The sequence below is a fragment of the Burkholderia sp. AU38729 genome, assembly GCF_020419725.1.
In the GTDB taxonomy this organism is placed as follows: Bacteria; Pseudomonadota; Gammaproteobacteria; order Burkholderiales; family Burkholderiaceae; genus Burkholderia.
Genome location: NZ_JAIZQO010000017.1, coordinates 1 through 17,307 on the forward strand (window position 1 = coordinate 1; position 17,307 = coordinate 17,307).

Annotated in this window: 20 protein-coding genes and 1 pseudogene; 16 read left to right on the forward strand and 5 right to left on the reverse strand. The window is 69.0% G+C overall.

From position 1 onward, the window contains the following. The coding region (locus LGM56_RS33290) for a PLP-dependent aminotransferase family protein (protein WP_226207875.1) at nt 1-812 on the forward strand (812 nt) is incomplete at its 5' end. Nucleotides 813-855: 43 nt separating this feature from the next. Here the strand turns inward: LGM56_RS33290 and LGM56_RS33295 are convergent. Then, nucleotides 856-2,016: an NAD-dependent formate dehydrogenase gene (locus tag LGM56_RS33295; RefSeq protein ID WP_226207876.1), complete on the reverse strand. Its 1,161-nt coding sequence runs from the start codon at nt 2,014-2,016 to the stop codon at nt 856-858. 235 nt (nt 2,017-2,251) lie between these two features. On the opposite strand from LGM56_RS33295, the gene LGM56_RS33300 reads away from it, so the two are divergent. Both LGM56_RS33300 and LGM56_RS33305 read left to right on the forward strand, forming a co-directional pair. Continuing rightward, the gene (locus tag LGM56_RS33300; RefSeq protein WP_226207877.1) at nt 2,252-3,784 is read left to right on the forward strand and encodes an FAD-dependent oxidoreductase; all 1,533 of its coding nucleotides are present in this window, start codon (nt 2,252-2,254) and stop codon (nt 3,782-3,784) included. A gap of 37 nt (nt 3,785-3,821) precedes the next feature. Next, complete coding sequence (locus LGM56_RS33305) at nt 3,822-4,199, forward strand: DUF5594 family protein (protein WP_226207878.1); 378 nt, start codon at nt 3,822-3,824, stop codon at nt 4,197-4,199. A gap of 38 nt (nt 4,200-4,237) precedes the next feature. Here LGM56_RS33305 and LGM56_RS33310 read toward each other — a convergent pair whose 3' ends face one another. Next, a complete protein-coding gene (locus LGM56_RS33310; protein ID WP_089498606.1) occupies nt 4,238-4,456 on the reverse strand; it encodes a DUF6566 family protein in 219 nt (72 codons plus the stop codon). Between the two features lie 134 nt (nt 4,457-4,590). On the opposite strand from LGM56_RS33310, the gene LGM56_RS33315 reads away from it, so the two are divergent. From LGM56_RS33315 to LGM56_RS33330, 4 genes are all read left to right on the forward strand, one after another. After that, entirely contained in the window at nt 4,591-5,229 is a 639-nt protein-coding gene (locus tag LGM56_RS33315; protein WP_226207879.1) for a MarC family protein, read from the forward strand. A 45-nt stretch (nt 5,230-5,274) separates the two neighbouring features. After that, nucleotides 5,275-5,739 carry a hypothetical protein gene (locus tag LGM56_RS33320; RefSeq protein ID WP_226207880.1) on the forward strand — a complete coding sequence of 155 codons (465 nt, stop codon included), beginning with the start codon at nt 5,275-5,277 and terminating at the stop codon, nt 5,737-5,739. A gap of 461 nt (nt 5,740-6,200) precedes the next feature. Continuing rightward, nucleotides 6,201-7,568: a sigma-54-dependent transcriptional regulator gene (locus LGM56_RS33325; protein WP_089498609.1), complete on the forward strand. Its 1,368-nt coding sequence runs from the start codon at nt 6,201-6,203 to the stop codon at nt 7,566-7,568. Between the two features lie 37 nt (nt 7,569-7,605). After that, on the forward strand, nt 7,606-9,912 hold the full coding sequence (locus tag LGM56_RS33330; RefSeq protein WP_226207881.1) for an ATP-binding protein: 2,307 nt from the start codon (nt 7,606-7,608) through the stop codon (nt 9,910-9,912). A gap of 109 nt (nt 9,913-10,021) precedes the next feature. Here LGM56_RS33330 and LGM56_RS33335 read toward each other — a convergent pair. Next, nucleotides 10,022-10,195 (reverse strand): annotated as a pseudogene (locus tag LGM56_RS33335) (CBS domain-containing protein); the annotation flags it as partial. A 163-nt stretch (nt 10,196-10,358) separates the two neighbouring features. Between LGM56_RS33335 and LGM56_RS33340 the strand changes: the two are divergent. The 6 genes from LGM56_RS33340 to LGM56_RS33365 all read left to right on the forward strand — a co-directional run bounded on the left by LGM56_RS33340 (nt 10,359) and on the right by LGM56_RS33365 (nt 13,668). Further along, entirely contained in the window at nt 10,359-10,664 is a 306-nt protein-coding gene (locus LGM56_RS33340) for a hypothetical protein (RefSeq protein ID WP_089498611.1), read from the forward strand. Nucleotides 10,665-10,826: 162 nt separating this feature from the next. Beyond that, on the forward strand, nt 10,827-11,135 hold the full coding sequence (locus LGM56_RS33345) for a hypothetical protein (RefSeq protein WP_089498612.1): 309 nt from the start codon (nt 10,827-10,829) through the stop codon (nt 11,133-11,135). A gap of 215 nt (nt 11,136-11,350) precedes the next feature. Next, nucleotides 11,351-12,811, forward strand: coding sequence for an RNA polymerase factor sigma-54 (locus LGM56_RS33350; protein ID WP_226207882.1), 1,461 nt, complete (start codon nt 11,351-11,353; stop codon nt 12,809-12,811). Nucleotides 12,812-12,888: 77 nt separating this feature from the next. After that, a complete protein-coding gene (locus LGM56_RS33355; RefSeq protein WP_089499056.1) occupies nt 12,889-13,077 on the forward strand; it encodes a DUF3008 family protein in 189 nt (62 codons plus the stop codon). 46 nt (nt 13,078-13,123) lie between these two features. After that, nucleotides 13,124-13,285, forward strand: a complete 162-nt coding sequence (locus LGM56_RS33360) for a DUF1328 domain-containing protein (RefSeq protein ID WP_011349711.1) — start codon at nt 13,124-13,126, stop codon at nt 13,283-13,285. Then, nucleotides 13,282-13,668 (forward strand): DUF3022 domain-containing protein, encoded by a 387-nt coding sequence (locus LGM56_RS33365; protein WP_226207883.1) that lies wholly within the window; start codon nt 13,282-13,284, stop codon nt 13,666-13,668. Before LGM56_RS33360 ends, LGM56_RS33365 begins: the two co-directional genes overlap by 4 nt. A 159-nt stretch (nt 13,669-13,827) precedes the next feature. Here the strand turns inward: LGM56_RS33365 and LGM56_RS33370 are convergent, their stop codons facing one another. Next, nucleotides 13,828-15,147 (reverse strand): cation:proton antiporter, encoded by a 1,320-nt coding sequence (locus tag LGM56_RS33370; RefSeq protein WP_226207884.1) that lies wholly within the window; start codon nt 15,145-15,147, stop codon nt 13,828-13,830. Nucleotides 15,148-15,183: 36 nt separating this feature from the next. Beyond that, nucleotides 15,184-15,540 carry a DUF3175 domain-containing protein gene (locus tag LGM56_RS33375; protein WP_089444157.1) on the reverse strand — a complete coding sequence of 119 codons (357 nt, stop codon included), beginning with the start codon at nt 15,538-15,540 and terminating at the stop codon, nt 15,184-15,186. A gap of 170 nt (nt 15,541-15,710) precedes the next feature. On the opposite strand from LGM56_RS33375, the gene LGM56_RS33380 reads away from it, so the two are divergent. The 3 genes from LGM56_RS33380 to LGM56_RS33390 all read left to right on the forward strand — a co-directional run bounded on the left by LGM56_RS33380 (nt 15,711) and on the right by LGM56_RS33390 (nt 17,097). Next, nucleotides 15,711-16,082: a hypothetical protein gene (locus LGM56_RS33380; RefSeq protein ID WP_226207885.1), complete on the forward strand. Its 372-nt coding sequence runs from the start codon at nt 15,711-15,713 to the stop codon at nt 16,080-16,082. Between the two features lie 201 nt (nt 16,083-16,283). After that, nucleotides 16,284-16,640 carry a DUF1488 domain-containing protein gene (locus LGM56_RS33385; RefSeq protein WP_226207886.1) on the forward strand — a complete coding sequence of 119 codons (357 nt, stop codon included), beginning with the start codon at nt 16,284-16,286 and terminating at the stop codon, nt 16,638-16,640. A 229-nt stretch (nt 16,641-16,869) separates the two neighbouring features. Beyond that, nucleotides 16,870-17,097, forward strand: coding sequence for a hypothetical protein (locus tag LGM56_RS33390; protein WP_089429619.1), 228 nt, complete (start codon nt 16,870-16,872; stop codon nt 17,095-17,097). Nucleotides 17,098-17,307 lie beyond the last annotated feature (210 nt).

Sequence of the window (17,307 nt, forward strand, 5' to 3'; positions counted from 1 at the left end):
CGTTCTACGCGATGCTGCACGCGATCGAGCGGATGGGGATGAAGGCGATCGAGGTGGCGACGCATCCGGAATACGGAATCGACATCGCGGCATTGGCCGCGATCGCGAAGTCGCAGCCGATCGCCGCATGCATGGTGATGCCGAACTTCCAGAACCCGCTCGGCTTCCAGATGCCGGACGAGCGCAAGCGCGAGCTGGTCGAGTTCGCGACGAAGACGGGGATGCCGCTGATCGAGAACGGCGTGTACAACGAACTGTACTTCGGCAACATGCATCCGAGCACGCTGAAGTCGTTCGACCGGCACGACATCGTGCTGCATTGCTCGTCGTTCTCGAAGAGCCTGACGGCCGCGTACCGGATCGGCTGGGCGCTGCCGGGCCGCTATCGCGAGCAGGTCGAGAAGCTGAAATTCCTGAACACGCTCGCGACGCCGTCGCTGCCGCAGCTCGCGATCGCGGAGTTTCTCGAACGCGACGGCTACGAGCATCACCTGCGGCGGATTCGCAAGGCCTATGCGCAGCAGGCGAACCTGATGCGTACGATGGTGTCGCGGTTCTTTCCGGAGGGCACGCGCATCTCGAGCCCGGCGGGCGGATACGTGCTGTGGATCGAACTGCCCGCGCAGATCGACGCGATGCGGCTGTACCAGCTCGCGCTGGAGCAGGGGATCACGATCGGGCCCGGCTACATGTTCTCGATCACGGACAGCTACCGGAACTTCATCCGGCTGAACTACAGCAGCCCGTGGTCGCCGGAGATCGAGCAGGCGGTGATCGCGGTCGGCAAGCTCGCCGCCTACTGCCTCGACTGAGTGAGCCGCCGCGCGTCGCGCGTCGTGCGGCACGCGCGCGGCGTCACGTCAGCCGGTACGACTGCGCGCCCGTTCCCGCGAGCGTGCCGCCGTCGACGATCAGGTATTCGTTGCGGATCGGCTTGCCGTCGAACCAGCATTGCAGGATCTCCAGCGTGCCGGCCGCGTAGCGGGCCTGCGCGGACAGCGACGTGCCCGAGATGTGCGGCGTCATCCCGTTGAACGGCATCGTGCGCCACGGGTGATCGGCCGGCGCCGGCTGCGGAAACCACACGTCGCCGGCGTAGGCCGCGAGATGCCCGGACGTGACGGCGTTCACGACCGCGTCGCGGTCGACCAGCTTGGCGCGCGCGGTGTTGATCAGGTACGCGCCGCGCTTCATGCGCGCGATCATCGCCGCGTCGAACAGGCGCTCGGTCGACGGGTACAGCGGAATCTGCAGGTTGACGATGTCGACGGCGCTCGCGAGCGACGCGGCATCGGCGTGATACGTGAGCCCGAGTGCCTGCTCGACCGATGCATCGAGCCGGTGGCGCTGCGTGTAGTGCAGCTGCAGCCCGAACGGCTGCAGCCGGCGCAGCACGGCGAGCCCGATGCGTCCCGCGCCGACCGTGCCGAACTGCATGCCTTCGACGTCGTAGCTGCGCGACACGCAATCGGCGATGTTCCAGCCGCCTTGCTGCGCGATCGCATGTGACGGCAAGTAGTTGCGCACCAGCGCGAGCGTCGTCATCACCACGTGCTCGGCCACGCTGATGCTGTTCGAGCCGGTGACTTCGGCGACGGTGATGTGCGCGCGCGCGGCGGCGTCGAGATCGACGTGATCGGAGCCGATGCCGGCCGTCAGCGCGAGCTTCAGCTTCGGCGCCCGGGCGATTCGTTCGGCCGTCAGGTACGCGGGCCAGAACGGCTGCGAGATCACGACGTCCGCTTCGGGCAGCCGGCGCTCGAATTCGGAGTCGGGGCCGTCCTTGTCGCTCGTGACGATCAGCGTGTGGCCGTGCGCTTCCAGATAGGCGCGCAAGCCGAGCGCGCCGGACACCGAGCCGACGAGTTCGCCGGGACGAAAGCCGGGCGGGCCGGCCGGCGTCGGCGCGGTCTGCCCGTCCGCGTAGTGCGTGATGACCGGAATCGCATCGCGCACGTAGCGCGGCGGATAGCCGTCCACGGGATCGGGGTAGAGCACGCACAGGACGGTAGCCATCGGGTAGTACTCCTGGTGACGGGGAGAAGGCGGCACGCGGCTTGCGCGGGAGGCGCGGCGTGCGTCGCGGGCCGCTGCCGTGTTGCGCCGCAACGTTGATGACGTTCTACGCCCGTCATGGATCGCGTACAAGCTACAGTGCGTGTTTGCGTGCGCTGCGGGGACGTCTGTACCTGTTCTTTTCAGGAGGGATGTCGATAATGGGATCGTTACCTGACTTTTCGGGAGCCACGTCATGACTGAAAGCGACGATTCGTCGTCACGCCCCGATCTCACGCAAGGCATCGCGCTCGACGAGCTCGCCGACGGCGCAATGATCGAGGGCCATGTCGGCGATGCAGCGGTGCTGCTCGTGCGCCGCGCCGATGAACTGTTTGCCGTGGGCGCACAGTGCCCGCACTACGGCGCGCCGTTGGCCGACGGCCTGCTGGAAGGCGACACGATCCACTGCCCGTGGCATCACGCGGCGTTCTGCCTGCGCACCGGCGCGCTGCTGCGCGCGCCCGCGCTCGACGGGCTGCCGTGCTGGCGCGTCGAACGCCGCGATGGCCGCGCCGTCGTGCTCGACGAGCGGCCGGCCGCCGCACCGCCTGTATTGAATGCAGCGGGACTGCCCGCGTCGGTGGTGATCGTCGGCGGCGGTGCGGCGGCCATCGCGGCCGCGGTGACGCTGCGGCAGGAAGGCTATCCGCATCCCGTCACGCTGCTCACCGCCGATGCCGATCCGCCGTACGACCGGCCGAACCTCTCGAAAGACTATCTCGCCGGCACGGCCGATGCCGACTGGCTGCCGCTGCGTGCGCCGTCGTTCTATGCGGACCATCACATCGACGTGCGGTGCGGCACGCGTGTCGTACGCATCGAACCCGCGCGGCAGGCGGTCGAACTGGCCGACGGCACCCGCGTCGGCTACGGCGCGCTGCTGCTTGCAACGGGCGCCGAGCCGAACCGGCTGACCGTGCCCGGCGCGGATCTGCCACACGTGTGCGTGCTGCGCTCGCGCGCCGATTGCGACGCGCTGATCGGCAAGCTGAAAACGGCGCGTCGCTGCGTCGTGGTCGGCGCGAGCTTCATCGGGCTCGAAGCGGCCGCCGCGCTGCGCACGCGCGGGCTCGACGTGCAGGTCGTCGCGCCCGATGCGCACCCGATGGCGCGCGTGCTCGGCGAAGCGCTCGGCAGCACGATCCAGGCGCTGCACGAGTCGCACGGCGTCGTGTTCCATCTCGGCGCGACGCCCGCGCGGATCACGCCGGACAGCGTGACGCTGTCGAGCGGCGACGTGCTGCCGGCCGATCTCGTGGTGGTCGGCATCGGCGTGCATCCGAACGTGGCGCTCGCGCAGGACGCGGGGCTGGCCGTCGAGCGCGGCGTGACGGTCGACCGCTTCCTTCAGACGAGCGCGCCCGGCATCTACGCGGCCGGCGACATCGCGCGCTGGCCCGATCCGCTGACGGGCGAGCGGATTCGCGTCGAGCACTGGGTCGTCGCCGAGCGGCAGGGCATTGTCGCCGCGCGCAACATGCTCGGGCAGCAGCGGCCATTCGACGCGGTGCCGTTCTTCTGGAGCCAGCATTACGACCTGACGGTCAACTATGTCGGGCATGCGGAGCAATTCGATCGGGTCGAGATCGATGGCGACCTCGGCGCGCACGATTGCTCGATCGCGTACTGGCGCGGCAACACACGGCTCGCGGTCGCGACGGTCGGTCGCGATCTCGACAGCCTGAAGGCGGAAGCGGCATTCGAGCGGCAGATTGCAGCCGCGTGACAGCAGTATGACGACATGATTCGAACCCGGAGGCGAGATGAATCCCGATGTGCGTGCCCGTTTCGAAACCGAGTTTGCGCCGCGCATCGCGGCGCGCGTGCTCGGCCTGTATCAGCCTGGCGAAGTGAGGGTGGAGGTCGTGCCGCACGACGGGCAGGGCGGCCCGACCCGTGTCGACGTGATCGGCCTCACGTCGACGGTCGGCTTGCCGAACCGGCTGAACGCGCGGCTCGCGTGGTGTGACGATGCGATCGATGCGTTGCTGGCCGAGCCCGACCGCAGCCGCTTCGACCGCTATCTCGCGGCGCTGCCGGTCACGATCGAACGCTGGCAGATGGAGTTGCCGGTCGATTTCAGCACGCGCACCCAGCGCGATCGCGAGATCCTGATCGGCGATCTGGATTTCGATGCGTGAAACGCGCCGTGCGATGCGTGCGGATGAGCCGGTTGCCGCTAGCGGTCGCGTGTCTTGATGATCACGCGGCCCTGGTCGATGCCGCCGCGCAGGGCTTCGTCGCACGTGAGCCATTCGGGTGTGACGAGCTCGGGCGCGGGCAGGTCGACCGGCGCGCCGTCGCGGAAGATCTGCACCTGCGCGACCCACGCGCCGTTCGCGTTGCGCGTCGCGTCGACGCGAATCTCGTGATCCATGAAGGTGTCGGTGGCTTGCATCGGTCGGGGCCCTCCGTCGTGCGTGAACGCGGTGCGTCGATCGTAGCAGCATGGCGTGCGCCGTGCATCCGAAACGAAGCGGAACCTGCGCGCGATTCGACGCACGTATCGCCGCGCGAGACGGGAGCGAACCTGTGGCCTTCGACCTGACCTTTTCCATCAAGGTATTCGCGGCGCTGTTCGCGATCATGAACCCGATCGCGAACATCCCCGTGTTCCTGTCGCTGACCGAAGGCGCGGCGGACGGCGTGCGCCGCAAGGTCGCGCTGACGGCCGCGATCGGCGTGACGGTCGGCTGTATCGTGTCGGCAGTCGCGGGCGGCGCGATCCTGCACGTGTTCGGCCTGACGGTCGACGATTTTCGCCTCGCGGGCGGGCTGCTGGTGTTGCTGATCGCGCTGTCGATGCTGCATGGCGCGCCGAGCCGCCAGCATTCGCCGGGCGACGACGAAGGCGCCGATCCGGCCGCGGCCGAGAGCGTCGCGATCTATCCGCTGACGATCCCGCTGCTCGTCGGCCCCGGCACGATCGCGACGATGATCGTGCTCGGGCACACCGCGTTCTCGACCGGGCAGGCATTCGCGTTCGCGCTCGGGCTCGCTGCGTTTCTCGTGTTGCTGGCCGTCTCGCTGCTGTCGGCACCGCTGATCGGCCATTACCTGTCGCCACGCGTGACGGCGGTGACGCAACGGCTGATGGGGATGATTCTCGCGGCGATCGCGATGCAGATGATCGTCGCGAGCCTGAAGGCCGCGTTCGGGCTGCCGCACTGAGTGCCGCCCCTCTCGAACCGGCCGCCTGATTTCATGGAGTCGTTGATGAATACGTTGATCGTGTTGTCCTATCCCGACCTCGCGGCCGCCCATCGCGCGCTCGCCGAACTCGATACGTTGCGCGACCGGCACGTCGTCGCGCTGTCGGGGGTGGCGATCGTCGAGTGCACGGCTGACGGACAGTTGCGCGCGCATGCGCTCGACCCCGATCGCACGCCGCCCGCGTCGCTGCTCGACAGCGTGGTCGAGCACATCGAATCGTCGCTCGACGCATGGCGCGAGAAGCCGGTGGACGACGCGCTGATCGATCGCGTCGCACGCAAGGCGCGCCCCGGCACCGTGTCGCTCGGGCTGGCCGCGACCCAACTCGATATCTACGCGCTGAGCACGGCGCTCGCCCCGTTCGGCGGAGACGTGATCGACACGACGCTGTCGATCGACGACGAACTGAAGCTAGTCGAAGCGATCTCGAAAGCGCGCGACGGTGGCAGTCAGGCCGCAACCGACTGACGGATCGACGAAGCAGATAGAGCGCTCGATGGTCGGCAAGTCACGCGGCAGGGTCTGAATCGAACGCGCGCTATCAAGCGGCCACGATCGTCATCGGAACATTCCGACATGCGAAAAATCAGACCGGCAAGTTTGACCGCATGGCGCGTCAACGTGCGCAAAAGACGCGATCTGCACGATTTCACGCCACATGATTGCCTTGAAACGATGGCGTTCTTACCGATTGCCGCGCATTGAATCTGGCAATGCAGATGTTGAGTGCGGATAGATTTATTCGATGACCGGCGAATGCGCGACATGCCTCTCCTATACTCACAGGGACTGCTTTTCACGGGAGGACTGCCCATCCGCACGAGTGCATCGATCAAGCCGTATCGTCGTGCGACCAGTGGCCGGACCTCGCTGCAACCTGCCGCGGTTCCGGCAGCTACGCGCGCCGGGCTGCTTCACAAGGAGCCACGATGCCCTACGTCCTGATCGTCGAAGATGACGCCGATACGCGCGCCATGCTCGCGGCGCTGGCGCGCACGCAGCAGCTTGCGTGCGACACGGCCGCGACGCTCGAGGAAGCGCGCACGCTCGTCACGACGCACCCCCCTGATCTCGTGCTGTGCGATCTCGTGCTGCCGGACGGCAACGGGATGGATCTGTTCGATGCGTTGCCGAAGCATTCGCACTGCGAAATGGTGCTGACCACCGGCCACGCGAGCCTCGAAACCGCGATCGACGCACTGCGGCGCGGCGCGACCGACTACCTGGTCAAGCCGCTGAACATGCAGCGGCTGAACAGCATCTTCGCGCGCGTGCCGCGCACCACCGCGCTGCATGAAGAGATCGCCGAGCTGCGCTCCGAACTGCAGCGTCTCGGCCGCTTCGGCCGCATGCTCGGCAGCTCGCCCGCGATGCAGACCGTCTACGACGCGATCGGCCGGGTCGCGCGCACCGAGGCATCGGTCCTGCTGACGGGCGAATCGGGCACCGGCAAGGAGCTGGCCGCGCAGACGGTGCACGACCTGAGCCTGCGCCGCCGCGGCCCGTTCCTCGCGGTGAACTGCGGCGCGATTGCCGCGAACCTCGTCGAGAGCGAGATGTTCGGCCACGACCGCGGCAGCTTCACAGGCGCGGAGCGACAGCACAAGGGCTTCTTCGAACGCGCGGACGGCGGCACGCTGTTTCTCGACGAGATCACCGAGATGCCGCTCGAGTCGCAGGTCAAGCTGCTGCGCGTGCTCGAGACGGGGCGCCTCACGCGGCTCGGCTCGACGCGCGAGATCGACGTCGACGTGCGCATCGTCGCGGCGACCAACCGCGACCCGGAGGCCGCGATGGCCGACGGCAAGCTGCGGCCCGACCTGTTTCACCGGATCAACGTGTTCCCGATCCCGCTGCCGTCGCTGCGCGAGCGCGGCGACGACATCCCGATGCTGGCCGATGCGTTCCTGCAGCAGTTCAACGCCGAAAGCGGCCGGAACCTGCGCTTCGCACCGGCCGCGCGCGATGCGCTGAAGAGCTATGCGTGGCCCGGCAACGTACGCGAGCTGCGCAACTTCGTGCAGCGCGCGAGCATCTTCTGCGACGCGGACGTGATCGATACGCTGCCGCCGCCGATCATGGACGAACTGTCGAACCTGGCCGATTCGCACGAGGATCGTGTGACCGTGCCGTTCGGCACGTCGCTCGAGGAAGCCGACCGCAAGCTGATCCTCGGCACGATCGCGCAATGCGGCGGCGTGAAGGCGCAGGCGGCCGAGGTGCTCGACGTCAGCCTGAAGACGATCTACAACCGGCTCGCGCAGCTCGAAGACGAAGTGGACAAGCCGGAGTCCTGATGCCGCCGCGACCGACCCGCCGGCAGGAGCGTGATCGATGATCGACATTTCGCGGACTCGCGCGGGCAACTACGTCACGGCCGTGATGCTGGTTGCGATCGCCACCGTGCTGCAGGCGCTCGCGATCCGCTTCGGCGGCGTGAACCTGCCGCTCCTCCTCTACTATCCGCTGCTCGCGGGCGCCGCGTGGGCGACGTCGTTCCTGTTCGGGATGGCCTCGACGGTCGTCAGCGGCCTGCTCGTGTGGACGCTGTTTCTCTCGGATCCCGCGGCCTATACGCAGCCGCTGCCCGATCGGCTCGTGCGGCTCGGCACCTTCGTGCTGATCTGCGCGCTCGTCTGCGCGATCGCGTCGATGCTGCGCCGCACGCGCTTCACGAACGATGCGGCGCTACGGCGTGAAGCGGCCGCGCGCCGGCGGCTCGAAGCCGTGCTGCAGGCGTTGCCGCATGGCGTGATCGCCACCGATACGAACGGGCGGCTCACCTACCTCAACGCCGCCGCGGCCGCGCTCGTCGGCTGCCGGCCGGACGATGCGACGGGCCGCGCCGCGCGCGACGTGCTGCGGATCGTCGATCGCGACGGCCGGCGCGTTCAATCGACCCCGCTCGATCTCGCGCTCGGCGGCGAGGGTGTCACATCGGATCGCCACTGGCTGCAGGCGGAAGGGAGCGAGCCGGTGCCGATCGTCGAGGTGGCCGCGCCGCTCGGCGATGCGGACGGCAACGTCGACGGCGCCGTGCTGCTGCTGCGCGAAGCCGGCGCCGACCGTTCGCGGGCCGATGCGTCGCGGTTGCAGCGCGCTGTCGTCGACGCGTCGCCCGACGCGATCGTCGGCATCGATGGCGACGGCCGCATCGTCAGCTGGAACCCGGCCGCGCAACGCATGTTCGGCTACGACGAAAGCGATGCGCATGGGCGCACGTTCGAATCGCTGGTGGCGATGCGCTGGCTGAAGCGCAAGCCGCTCGTGCAGTCGTTCGAGGACATGCACGCGGCGGTCGGGCCGATCGACCTGCTGTGCGTGCGGCGCGACGGCCGGCGTTTCCGTGCGACCGTGTCGGCGGGCCCGGTACGCGGCGACGTGCGTGCGTCCGTCGCGTTGTCGCTGACGCTGCGCGAAGCCGGCGCGCAGCGCCGCCGCGACCTGCGCGCGCAGCGGTCGCTGCAGGGCGCACGCGATGCGCGCGACCAGGCCGATACGTCGAACCGGCTGAAGGACGAACTGCTCGCGACGGTGTCGCACGAGCTGCGCACGCCGCTGAACGTGATCTACGGCTGGGTCGAGGTGCTGCGCAATTCGGGCGACAGCGCGCTGCAGCAGCAGGCGATCGACGCGATCGACCGCAGCGCGCGCTCGCTCACGCGGATGGTCGGCGACATCCTCGATGCGTCGTCGCTCGCGACCGGCAAGCTGCAGCTCGACGCGCGGCCGGTGGACGTCGTGCGGCTGTTCTCCGATTCGGTCGGCGCGTTCCAGACGGCCGCGTCGTCGGCCGGCATCGTGCTCGAATTCGACTGTGCGGCGTCGACCTGCGTGGTGTCGGGCGATGCCGAGCGCTTGCGGCAGATGCTGTCGAACCTCGTGTCGAACGCGCTCAAGTTCACGCCGTCCGGCGGCAGCGTGACGGTCGGGCTCGCCCGCAACGATGCGCGGGTGGTGCTGACCGTGAGCGACACGGGGCAGGGCATCGTGCCGGCGTTCCTGCCGTACGTGTTCGACATGTTCCGCCGCGCGGAGGATTCGCCGGCGTCGTCGCGGCGCGGGCTGGGCCTCGGCCTGTCGATCGTGCGGCATATCGCCGAGCTGCACGGCGGCGGCGTGACGGTCGAGAGTGCGGGCCGTAATCGCGGCGCGACGTTTACGGTGACGCTGCCGGCCGGCTGGCAACCCGTCGGCGCGATGGCGTGGGGGAATGCGCACGTGGACGGCCATCGCGCCCCGTTGACGCTCGATACGCAACGCATCCTGATCGTCGACGACGATCCGACCACGCGCGAGAGCCTCACCGCCGCGCTGACGACGTTCGGCGCGGCCGTCGCGATCGCGTCGACGGGGCGCGAAGCGCTCGCGGTGGCCGCCGATCTACGGCCGACCGTCGTGCTGTCCGATCTCGCGATGCCCGACGGCGACGGCTTCTGGCTGCTCGACGCGTTGCGACGCGCCGGCATGAACGGCGGCGGCGGGCCGCCCGGCATGCGGGTGCTCGCCGTGACCGCGCATGCGGGCCTGGCCGACGAACGCCGCGCGCTCGAGGCCGGGTTCGACGGCTATCTGTGTAAGCCGGTCGACGTGCGCGAACTGGCGGACAAGATCGTGCGCGTGACGAAGCAGGACGGCTGACGCGGCGGCCGTCCGTCGTTGTCCTGATGCGACGGCCCGTTTCGGTGATGCGGGGCCGATCTTGGCCGGAGGCCGGCAGGCAGTATCGCGCGCGGCCTTCGATGCGCCATCACGTCCGCTTCGGCTGCGACACGCCTTCGAGCGTGTTCGCGACGTCGTCGCGTGCCGGGCCGGCCGAGCGCGTCGCGATGTCCGCGAGCGACAGCATGCGGACCAGCCGCTTGTCGTGATCGACGACCGGCAGGCGCCGCAACTGCGCATCGGCCATGTCATGCTGGATCTCGCCAGCGAATCCTCCTCGATGACCCGAACGTCTTCGCAACGACCATGCCCGGGGTCGGCACGCGGCACGCGACTTGCCGTAGCGACGCGGAACACGACGAAGATGACGACGACCACGTGCGGCGCGACCCGTGCCGGCCGCGCGCCCATCACACGGAGGCACGATGACGATTCCAAAACGGCGAGAGGGCGTGCGCTACGAGCTCAACGTTTGCGGGGGCGGGTTCGATTCGGTGAAAAGCCGCTTCCAGGAATGGAAGCGCGAACCGCTGATCTACCGGCCCGAGCGCCGGATGTTCGAGGGCAAGGCGGACGTGCGGCCGCTCGGAGACGAGACGTTCGGCGCGACCGAGCCGGCGAGATTCGCGCTGCAGCGTGCATGCGAGCCCGCCGACACGTATGCGCTCGCGGCACGCGTGCGCGACGACGGCCGCGAGCTATGGCTCGTGATGGCCGCGTACGACGCCTAGCGGCGCGCAGGCAGGCATCGCGGCGAACGACGGCGGCCCGCGACCTTCGGGCGCACCGCGGGACGACGTGCTTGACGCGTGAACGGACGGCACGCGGATTGCGGATTGGCCGGGGCCTGCCCAACCGATTCCGCGGCTGCCGCGGATGTCAGGAGGTGTTCGATGAAACCGATCCGCACGATCCGCACCGGCGCATGCCTGCTGGCCGCCGCGTGCGCGCTGGCTGCCTGCACGCAACCTGCTCCCTACGGCGCGCGAGGCGCGCCGCCCGCACCGCCCGGCGCCCATCCGCCGTCGCCGGGCACGACGATGCCCGATGCCAATACGCGTTACGAGCCGCGGCCGTCGCCGGGCAACACGTTGCCGCCGGGCGCGACGGGCGGCGATCCGGCCGACGTGCCGCCCCCCGGCCCGAACGGCACGCCGGGCGACCCGCCGCTGCCGGGCACGCCGCCGCCGACGCAGTACTGATACATCCCACGGCCGGCGCGTGGCGGGACCGTGCGCGAAACACGTGCCCAAAACTTGCCGACCCGCTTGTAAAAAAGCGGCCCTCGACGGTTTGCAAGACGGGGTACGAACCCGCGTGACCCGCGACGCGGTGCGGTCGCGCCGTCTGGCATGGAAGCTGCATCAATCCTGACCGAATACGAAACGAAACCCGTGAAACGTCAGGAGGACCATCGATGTCCGTCTCGCTTGCGCTGCAGATGCGACAGCATCTGGCACTTACGCCGAGGCTTCAGCAGTCGCTGCGGTTGCTGCAGTTGTCCTCGCTCGAATTTCAACAGGAATTGCGGCAGGCGCTCGATCAGAATCCGTTCCTCGAGGATGGCCAGGCAGACGAGGAGGCTGGCGCCGACGCCTCCGGGCAGCCGGCCGAGGCGGCCGCGCCTGAAGCCGCACCCCAGCCCGACGACGCTCGCCCGCAGGACGGCGAAGCGCCCGAAGTGCCCGACGTGTCCGAAGTGTCGTTGACGGCCGCGCCCACGCCGCACGGCACGAGCCGCCACGGCGACGATGCGGGCGGCCAGTCGCCTGGCGAATGGCTGGCCGCGGAGCCGTCGCTGAATCAGCAGTTGCACGATGCGTTGCGGCTCTATCCGTTGAACCGGCGTGACCGCGAAGCCGCGCGCATCGTGATCGACGCGCTCGACGATGACGGTTACCTGCGCCAGGAACTGGCCGAACTGCTGGTCGCGGCCGCCCCCGCGCTGCTGCTCTCCGAGCAGGATCTCGCGGTCGCACTGCGGCTCGTGCAGATGCTCGACCGCCCGGGCCTGGCCGCGCGCTCGCTGTCCGAGTGTCTCGTGCTGCAACTCGATGCGATTCCCGCCGGCACGCCGGCGCTCGCGGAAGCGAAAGCGATCGCGCGCGAGCATCTCGAGCGTCTGGCACGCCGCGAGACGGCCGAGATCCAGCGGCGGCTCGGCTGCGACGCGCCGACGCTGCAGGCGGCCTGCGCGCTGGTGCGCGGGCTCGACCCGCGCCCCGGCAATCATTACGGCAGCACGCGCGGCGACTACGTGGTGCCCGACGTGATCGTGCGCCAGGTGCGCGACGAGTGGATCGTGACGATCAACCCTGCCGTGCTGCCGCGCGCGCGGCTGCATGAACGCTATGCGACGCTGTTCGCGCAGTCGAGCGGCGAACGCGATTCGCCGCTCGGCCAGCAGCTGCAGGAAGCGCGCTGGCTGATCCGCAACGTGCAGAAGCGCTTCGAGACGATCCAGCGCGTCGGCGAATGCATCGTCGCGCGGCAGCGCGATTTCTTCCGCTACGGCGAGATCGCGATGAAGCCGCTCGTGCTGCGCGACATCGCCGAGGAGCTCGACCTGCACGAATCGACGGTGTCGCGCGCGACGGGCAACAAGTACATGGCCACGCCGCACGGCACGTTCGAGTTCAAGCATTTCTTCCCGCGCAAGCTCGAGGCGGCCGGCAAGGGCGTGTGCTCGGCGGCGGCCGCGAAGGTGCTGATCCGCGACATGATCGCGTCCGAACGGCACACCGATCCGCTGTCCGACGTCACGCTCGCGCAGAACCTCGCGGGCCGCGGCATCCTGCTTGCGCGTCGCACGGTGACGAAGTATCGCCAGGCGATGAAGATTCCGCCGGCCGACCTGCGGCGCCGCGACGCGGCATGACGGCGGCCCGGGCGAGCCTGTCGCGTGCATGTGCCGACCGTCGCGTCGACGCGTGCACCCACGACCGGCGCGCAACCATGCCGGCAACGTCCCGTGCCCGGCAGGGCGCGGCGCGTGCCGTGCTGTCGGCCCGATGCGGCAACACGACAATGCGGGATCTCATGCCGCCGGCGAAGCCGATCGCCAGGTCGATGAACGAAAGGGAACGTGAAAAAACGGCGTCCAAGCCGAGACGCGGCAAACCGGAGCACAAGCACGATGCGTGACCGGCGACGACGTGTATTGACCACTGCTGCCATCCAGGAGGTATCCATGCTGCGATACGCCGTCATCTTCTTCATCATCGCGATCGTCGCGGCCGTGTTCGGCTTCGGCGGGATCGCGGCCGGCGCGGCCGAGATCGCGAAGATCCTGTTCTACATCTTCGTCGTGATCTTCCTCGTCACGCTGCTGCTGGGCGTCGTGCGACGATGACCGGCACACCCGGCCGGTCGCAGCGCATCAAGGAGCTCGAGCATGCGCTCGCGAACGGTTTTCCGTCGGAATCGACCGTCGTCGTGCAGTCGGACGACGCGTCCGGGCGGCTGACGATCCAGGTGTCGTGGGTGCGCGTGCCGTCCGACGAGGACGCGCGCGAATGGCGCTGCACGGTCGACCTGCGGTTCGAGCCGGACGTGATCACGCGCTATGCGTCGCTCGGCGCGGACGACCGGCTGCGCGTGCGCACGGTTCTGTGCGACCGCGCGCGGCGCGCGGTGGACGAGCGCAAGCCGCGCGTCGAGGAGGCGGCGATCGAATGCAACGTCGCGCTCGACGTGACGCGCGCCGAACTCGACGCGGCGCTGCGCGCGCCCTGACGCCGTTGCCGTTCGCAGGATGGCGACGCGGCGATCCGCGTGGCCGCTGCATCCCGAACGCGGCGAGCGCATGTCGATACCGATGCTTCCCTCACCCCCTCGGCGCCACCCGCTGCGTGGCGGCCCGATTGCGTGGCCGCGCGCATCGTCATACACGCGTCAGCGCCGATGCTGCAGCCGGTGATACCAGTTCATCAGCGGCGTCGCGGTGATCCCGTGCGCGATCACCGATGCCGACACGACGGCCAGCACGGGGGCCGCGAGCGGGCGCACCGCGGCGGCGGGCCCGTGTTCGAGCGCGAACAGCAGGTAGTAGAACGAGCCGATTCCGCGAATGCCGAACCACGCCATCAGCCGTCGCTGCGCATGCGTCGCGCGCGAACCGGTGAGCGTGACCAGCACCGCGAGCGGGCGCACGGCGACGAACAGCACGACGGCCAGCGACGCCGCGCCCCACGTCAGCAGCGGGCCGGGCAGCGTCATGAGCACGCTGCCGATCATCGTCATCACGATGGCTTCGGCGATCCGTTCGAGTTCGATCGTGAAGCCGAGCACCGATTCGGCCATGAACGCGTGCGCTTTGTCCGGATGCTTCTCGGTGGCGACGACGTCGGCCGAATCGATCTGGCCGATCACGTCGCGCGGCGCGCGATCGCCGCTCGCGCGGTGCTCGACCCGGCGCATCGCGACCCCGGCCGCGAACGTCGCGATGAACCCGAATGCATGCGCGTACTGCGCGGCGCCGAACGACAGCACGATCAGCGCGAGCGCGAAGAAGCCTTCGAGGCCGAGCGCCTGGGCGTGGCGCGTGCGCAGCCAGCCGATCGTCTTCGTCGTGATCCAGCCGAGGCCGCCGCCGATCGCGGCCGCACCGGCGATGCCCCACAGCGCGGTGAGCGCGAACGCGCCCGACAGCGGCGGCAGCCCGTGCGTCGTGCCGGGCGCGCCGCACAGCGCGAGCCCGGCCAGCGCGAACGGCAGTGCGATCCCGTCGTTCAGGCCGCCTTCGCCAGACAGCGCGAAACGCACGAGATCGCGATCGCCCGGGTCGTGCACCTGCACGTCGTGCGCGAGCACCGGGTCGGTCGGCGCGAGGATCGCCGCGAGCAGCAGCGCGGGGCCCCAGTCGAGCCCGAGGGCGAGCATCGCGCACGCGGCCAGCAGCGGCACGGTGAGGCCCATCGCGAGCAGGCCGAGGCGGCATGGCACGCGCCACAGCCGGTCGGTGAGCGGCACGCGCAGCCGCAGCCCGATCGCGAACAGCGAGACGAGCAGCGCGATCTCGACGATCTCACGCAGCAGCCGTGCGTCGCGTTCGAGGTCGAGATCCAGCAGGCCGGCGCCGGCCGGGCCGAGTACGACGCCGAGCACGAGATAGATCATCGCGGTGCTGACGGGCAGGTGGCGCAGCGCGGACGTCGCGACGCCCATGCCCATCAGCACCGCGCCGACGATTACGTACCAGAGCGTCTCGTGCATGTGTGCGGTAGCAGGCAGATATCGGGTCGCGCGACGTCAGGGCTTGCGGCCGAACGCTTCGCGCAGCTTCCGTTTCGCGCGTTCGAGCGTGGCGCGGCGCGTTTTCGGCAGGTTACGGCCCGCGCGGTTCACGTAGAAGTTCAGCATCGACATCGCCGACTGGAACGGCGACGCCTTGCGGCGGCGGCTGTGTTCGGCCGAATGCTTCAGCGACGCGGCGATCGCGGCCGGGTCGTCGGACTTGAAGATGTCCGGTTCGAGGTCGAGCGCATCGCTTTTTTGCATGACGTCGGCGGACCAGCGCTTGCGGTGGTGCGGGTCGGTGCCGCGGGCGCGGCCCGGGCGTCGTGTGAGGTGCTTGCCATGCGCGCGGGTAGCGGTAGCGGAAGGCATTCCATGGGCTCCATTGAAGGTGACAGGGGCGTCGTGACGGGGTGAGGTACGCAAACCGCGTGCCGCGCCGCGCGCGTGATCCGTCCGACGAACCCATGCCGGCCGCGGCACGGGGGTTGCTGCAAACGACAGAGAGGACATGCCATCCCGCCATCACGCAGGAGGACATCATGCAATCGCATTCCCGGATCTGGCTGGAAAACGACGAGATCGACGCCGATGCCGATGGCGACACGATCGACGCCGACGATCTCGATACGACGGTCCATGTCGACGTCGCGACGGGCAGGATCACGTTTCAGGCGGCGTGGGCGGAGGAGGCCGATCCGCCGCCCGAGACCGCGCGGCATTCGGTCATGCTCGTGCTCGACTGCGACACGATGGAGCGCTATGCGGATCTCGACGAAAGCACGCGGATGCGCGTGCACGCAATCCTGCACGCCACGGTGGAGGACCTGCTCGAGCGCCTGCCCGACGAACACGTGACGCTGACGGTCGAGCTGACCGATGCGATGCTCGACGCCGCGCGCCGTCTGCAGTAGCCGCACGGATCGGCTTTCAGATACTCGAGATTGGCGCGGGCTGGCAGGCACGTCGCTTGCTGCGCGACCGGCATGGCACGACACGTGCCGCCACGCGGACGGAGGGGCTCATGAGCGGAAAGTTGATGCATTGCAAGGTAGCCATGCTCGCGGTCGGGGACACACCGGTCGATCGCTTTTCGGCGCGGGGCGCCTGAGACGATGGCCGCCGATTCCGCCCGCCGCGTGACGCTGGTCGACGAGCCGCCCGTATTCGACGGGGCGGCGCTGCAGTTGCGTTTCGTCATCGATGTCGATGGCGAGCTGCAAACCTGCGCCATCACGGTCGAAGCGCTGGAAGATCATTTCGGCGCACGCTCCGCCCTAGAGGCCGACTTGCGCGATGCGTTCGAACAGGGCCGCGCACGCATCGCAGCCGCCTGCGCTGACGTGCTGGGCGATAGCAGCGGCGGTGGCGGCAACGGTGACGGTAACGGCGGCGTAGTGCTGCACAGCGGCTATTTCCGTGCGCCGGCCGGTCGTGCGCGAGCGGGTCTGTTCCGGTCTCGGCGATCCTGACCCGGTCGACGTTCCCGGCGTGTCCTGCGTCGGTTTCCCTCCTGCCGGTTTTCCTCCCGCATTACACGCCGTTGAAAACTTTGCACCGCGCATGGGCCGCCGTGTGGTGCCACATCGTGCCGCGCGCAAGCGGCACGGATAACGAGGGCGCCGCGCCACCCGGCATGGTCCCTGCATGCATTGCTGCTCGCCGGCGCGCATCTCGCGCAGCCGCCAACGGGGAACGAGCATGCTGACCGCACATGAATTCGCCACGCTGCTGCTGGTGCATCGCGCACCGGAGCAGATCCAGATCGACCGCGAGGATGTCCTTGCGCTGGTCGAACAGCACCTGATCGTGATGCAGCACGACGACGCGTCCGGCGAGCGCCGGCCCGCGTTGACCGCCGACGGGTTGTCGGTCGTGCAGTGCGTGCAACGCAACGACGCGCGCGAGCCCGACGTCACCGACGCGTGACGGGCGGATGCGGCGTTTCCTGTGTAGCGGAAAGCTGCGCGTTGCCGGCGGGCGTGTTGTCGTGAGGCTTGCTTTACTGTCCGGCCGGTCGTTCAGGGCGGTATCGATCAACGATCGCGGGCTAGATACACGGCTGCTGCAAGACGGGCATCTCCTTCGCCCCAGCCAATGCGCAAAACCGATTATGAAAGCTCGTTTCTGGCGTAAATC

What these genes read in the sequence shown, in the direction of transcription:
- LGM56_RS33320 (WP_226207880.1), top strand. Translation starts at nt 5,275, where the DNA reads ATGAATACGTTGATCGTGTTGTCCTATCCCGACCTCGCGGCCGCCCAT.
- LGM56_RS33385 (WP_226207886.1), top strand. Translation starts at nt 16,284, where the DNA reads ATGGCCGCCGATTCCGCCCGCCGCGTGACGCTGGTCGACGAGCCGCCC.
- LGM56_RS33390 (WP_089429619.1), top strand. Translation starts at nt 16,870, where the DNA reads ATGCTGACCGCACATGAATTCGCCACGCTGCTGCTGGTGCATCGCGCA.
- LGM56_RS33330 (WP_226207881.1), top strand. Translation starts at nt 7,606, where the DNA reads ATGATCGACATTTCGCGGACTCGCGCGGGCAACTACGTCACGGCCGTG.
- LGM56_RS33380 (WP_226207885.1), top strand. Translation starts at nt 15,711, where the DNA reads ATGCAATCGCATTCCCGGATCTGGCTGGAAAACGACGAGATCGACGCC.
- LGM56_RS33300 (WP_226207877.1), top strand. Translation starts at nt 2,252, where the DNA reads ATGACTGAAAGCGACGATTCGTCGTCACGCCCCGATCTCACGCAAGGC.
- LGM56_RS33375 (WP_089444157.1), bottom strand. Translation starts at nt 15,540, where the DNA reads ATGCCTTCCGCTACCGCTACCCGCGCGCATGGCAAGCACCTCACACGA.
- LGM56_RS33360 (WP_011349711.1), top strand. Translation starts at nt 13,124, where the DNA reads ATGCTGCGATACGCCGTCATCTTCTTCATCATCGCGATCGTCGCGGCC.
- LGM56_RS33340 (WP_089498611.1), top strand. Translation starts at nt 10,359, where the DNA reads ATGACGATTCCAAAACGGCGAGAGGGCGTGCGCTACGAGCTCAACGTT.
- LGM56_RS33295 (WP_226207876.1), bottom strand. Translation starts at nt 2,016, where the DNA reads ATGGCTACCGTCCTGTGCGTGCTCTACCCCGATCCCGTGGACGGCTAT.
- LGM56_RS33310 (WP_089498606.1), bottom strand. Translation starts at nt 4,456, where the DNA reads ATGCAAGCCACCGACACCTTCATGGATCACGAGATTCGCGTCGACGCG.
- LGM56_RS33355 (WP_089499056.1), top strand. Translation starts at nt 12,889, where the DNA reads ATGCCGGCAACGTCCCGTGCCCGGCAGGGCGCGGCGCGTGCCGTGCTG.
- LGM56_RS33345 (WP_089498612.1), top strand. Translation starts at nt 10,827, where the DNA reads ATGAAACCGATCCGCACGATCCGCACCGGCGCATGCCTGCTGGCCGCC.
- LGM56_RS33325 (WP_089498609.1), top strand. Translation starts at nt 6,201, where the DNA reads ATGCCCTACGTCCTGATCGTCGAAGATGACGCCGATACGCGCGCCATG.
- LGM56_RS33365 (WP_226207883.1), top strand. Translation starts at nt 13,282, where the DNA reads ATGACCGGCACACCCGGCCGGTCGCAGCGCATCAAGGAGCTCGAGCAT.
- LGM56_RS33350 (WP_226207882.1), top strand. Translation starts at nt 11,351, where the DNA reads ATGTCCGTCTCGCTTGCGCTGCAGATGCGACAGCATCTGGCACTTACG.
- LGM56_RS33370 (WP_226207884.1), bottom strand. Translation starts at nt 15,147, where the DNA reads ATGCACGAGACGCTCTGGTACGTAATCGTCGGCGCGGTGCTGATGGGC.
- LGM56_RS33305 (WP_226207878.1), top strand. Translation starts at nt 3,822, where the DNA reads ATGAATCCCGATGTGCGTGCCCGTTTCGAAACCGAGTTTGCGCCGCGC.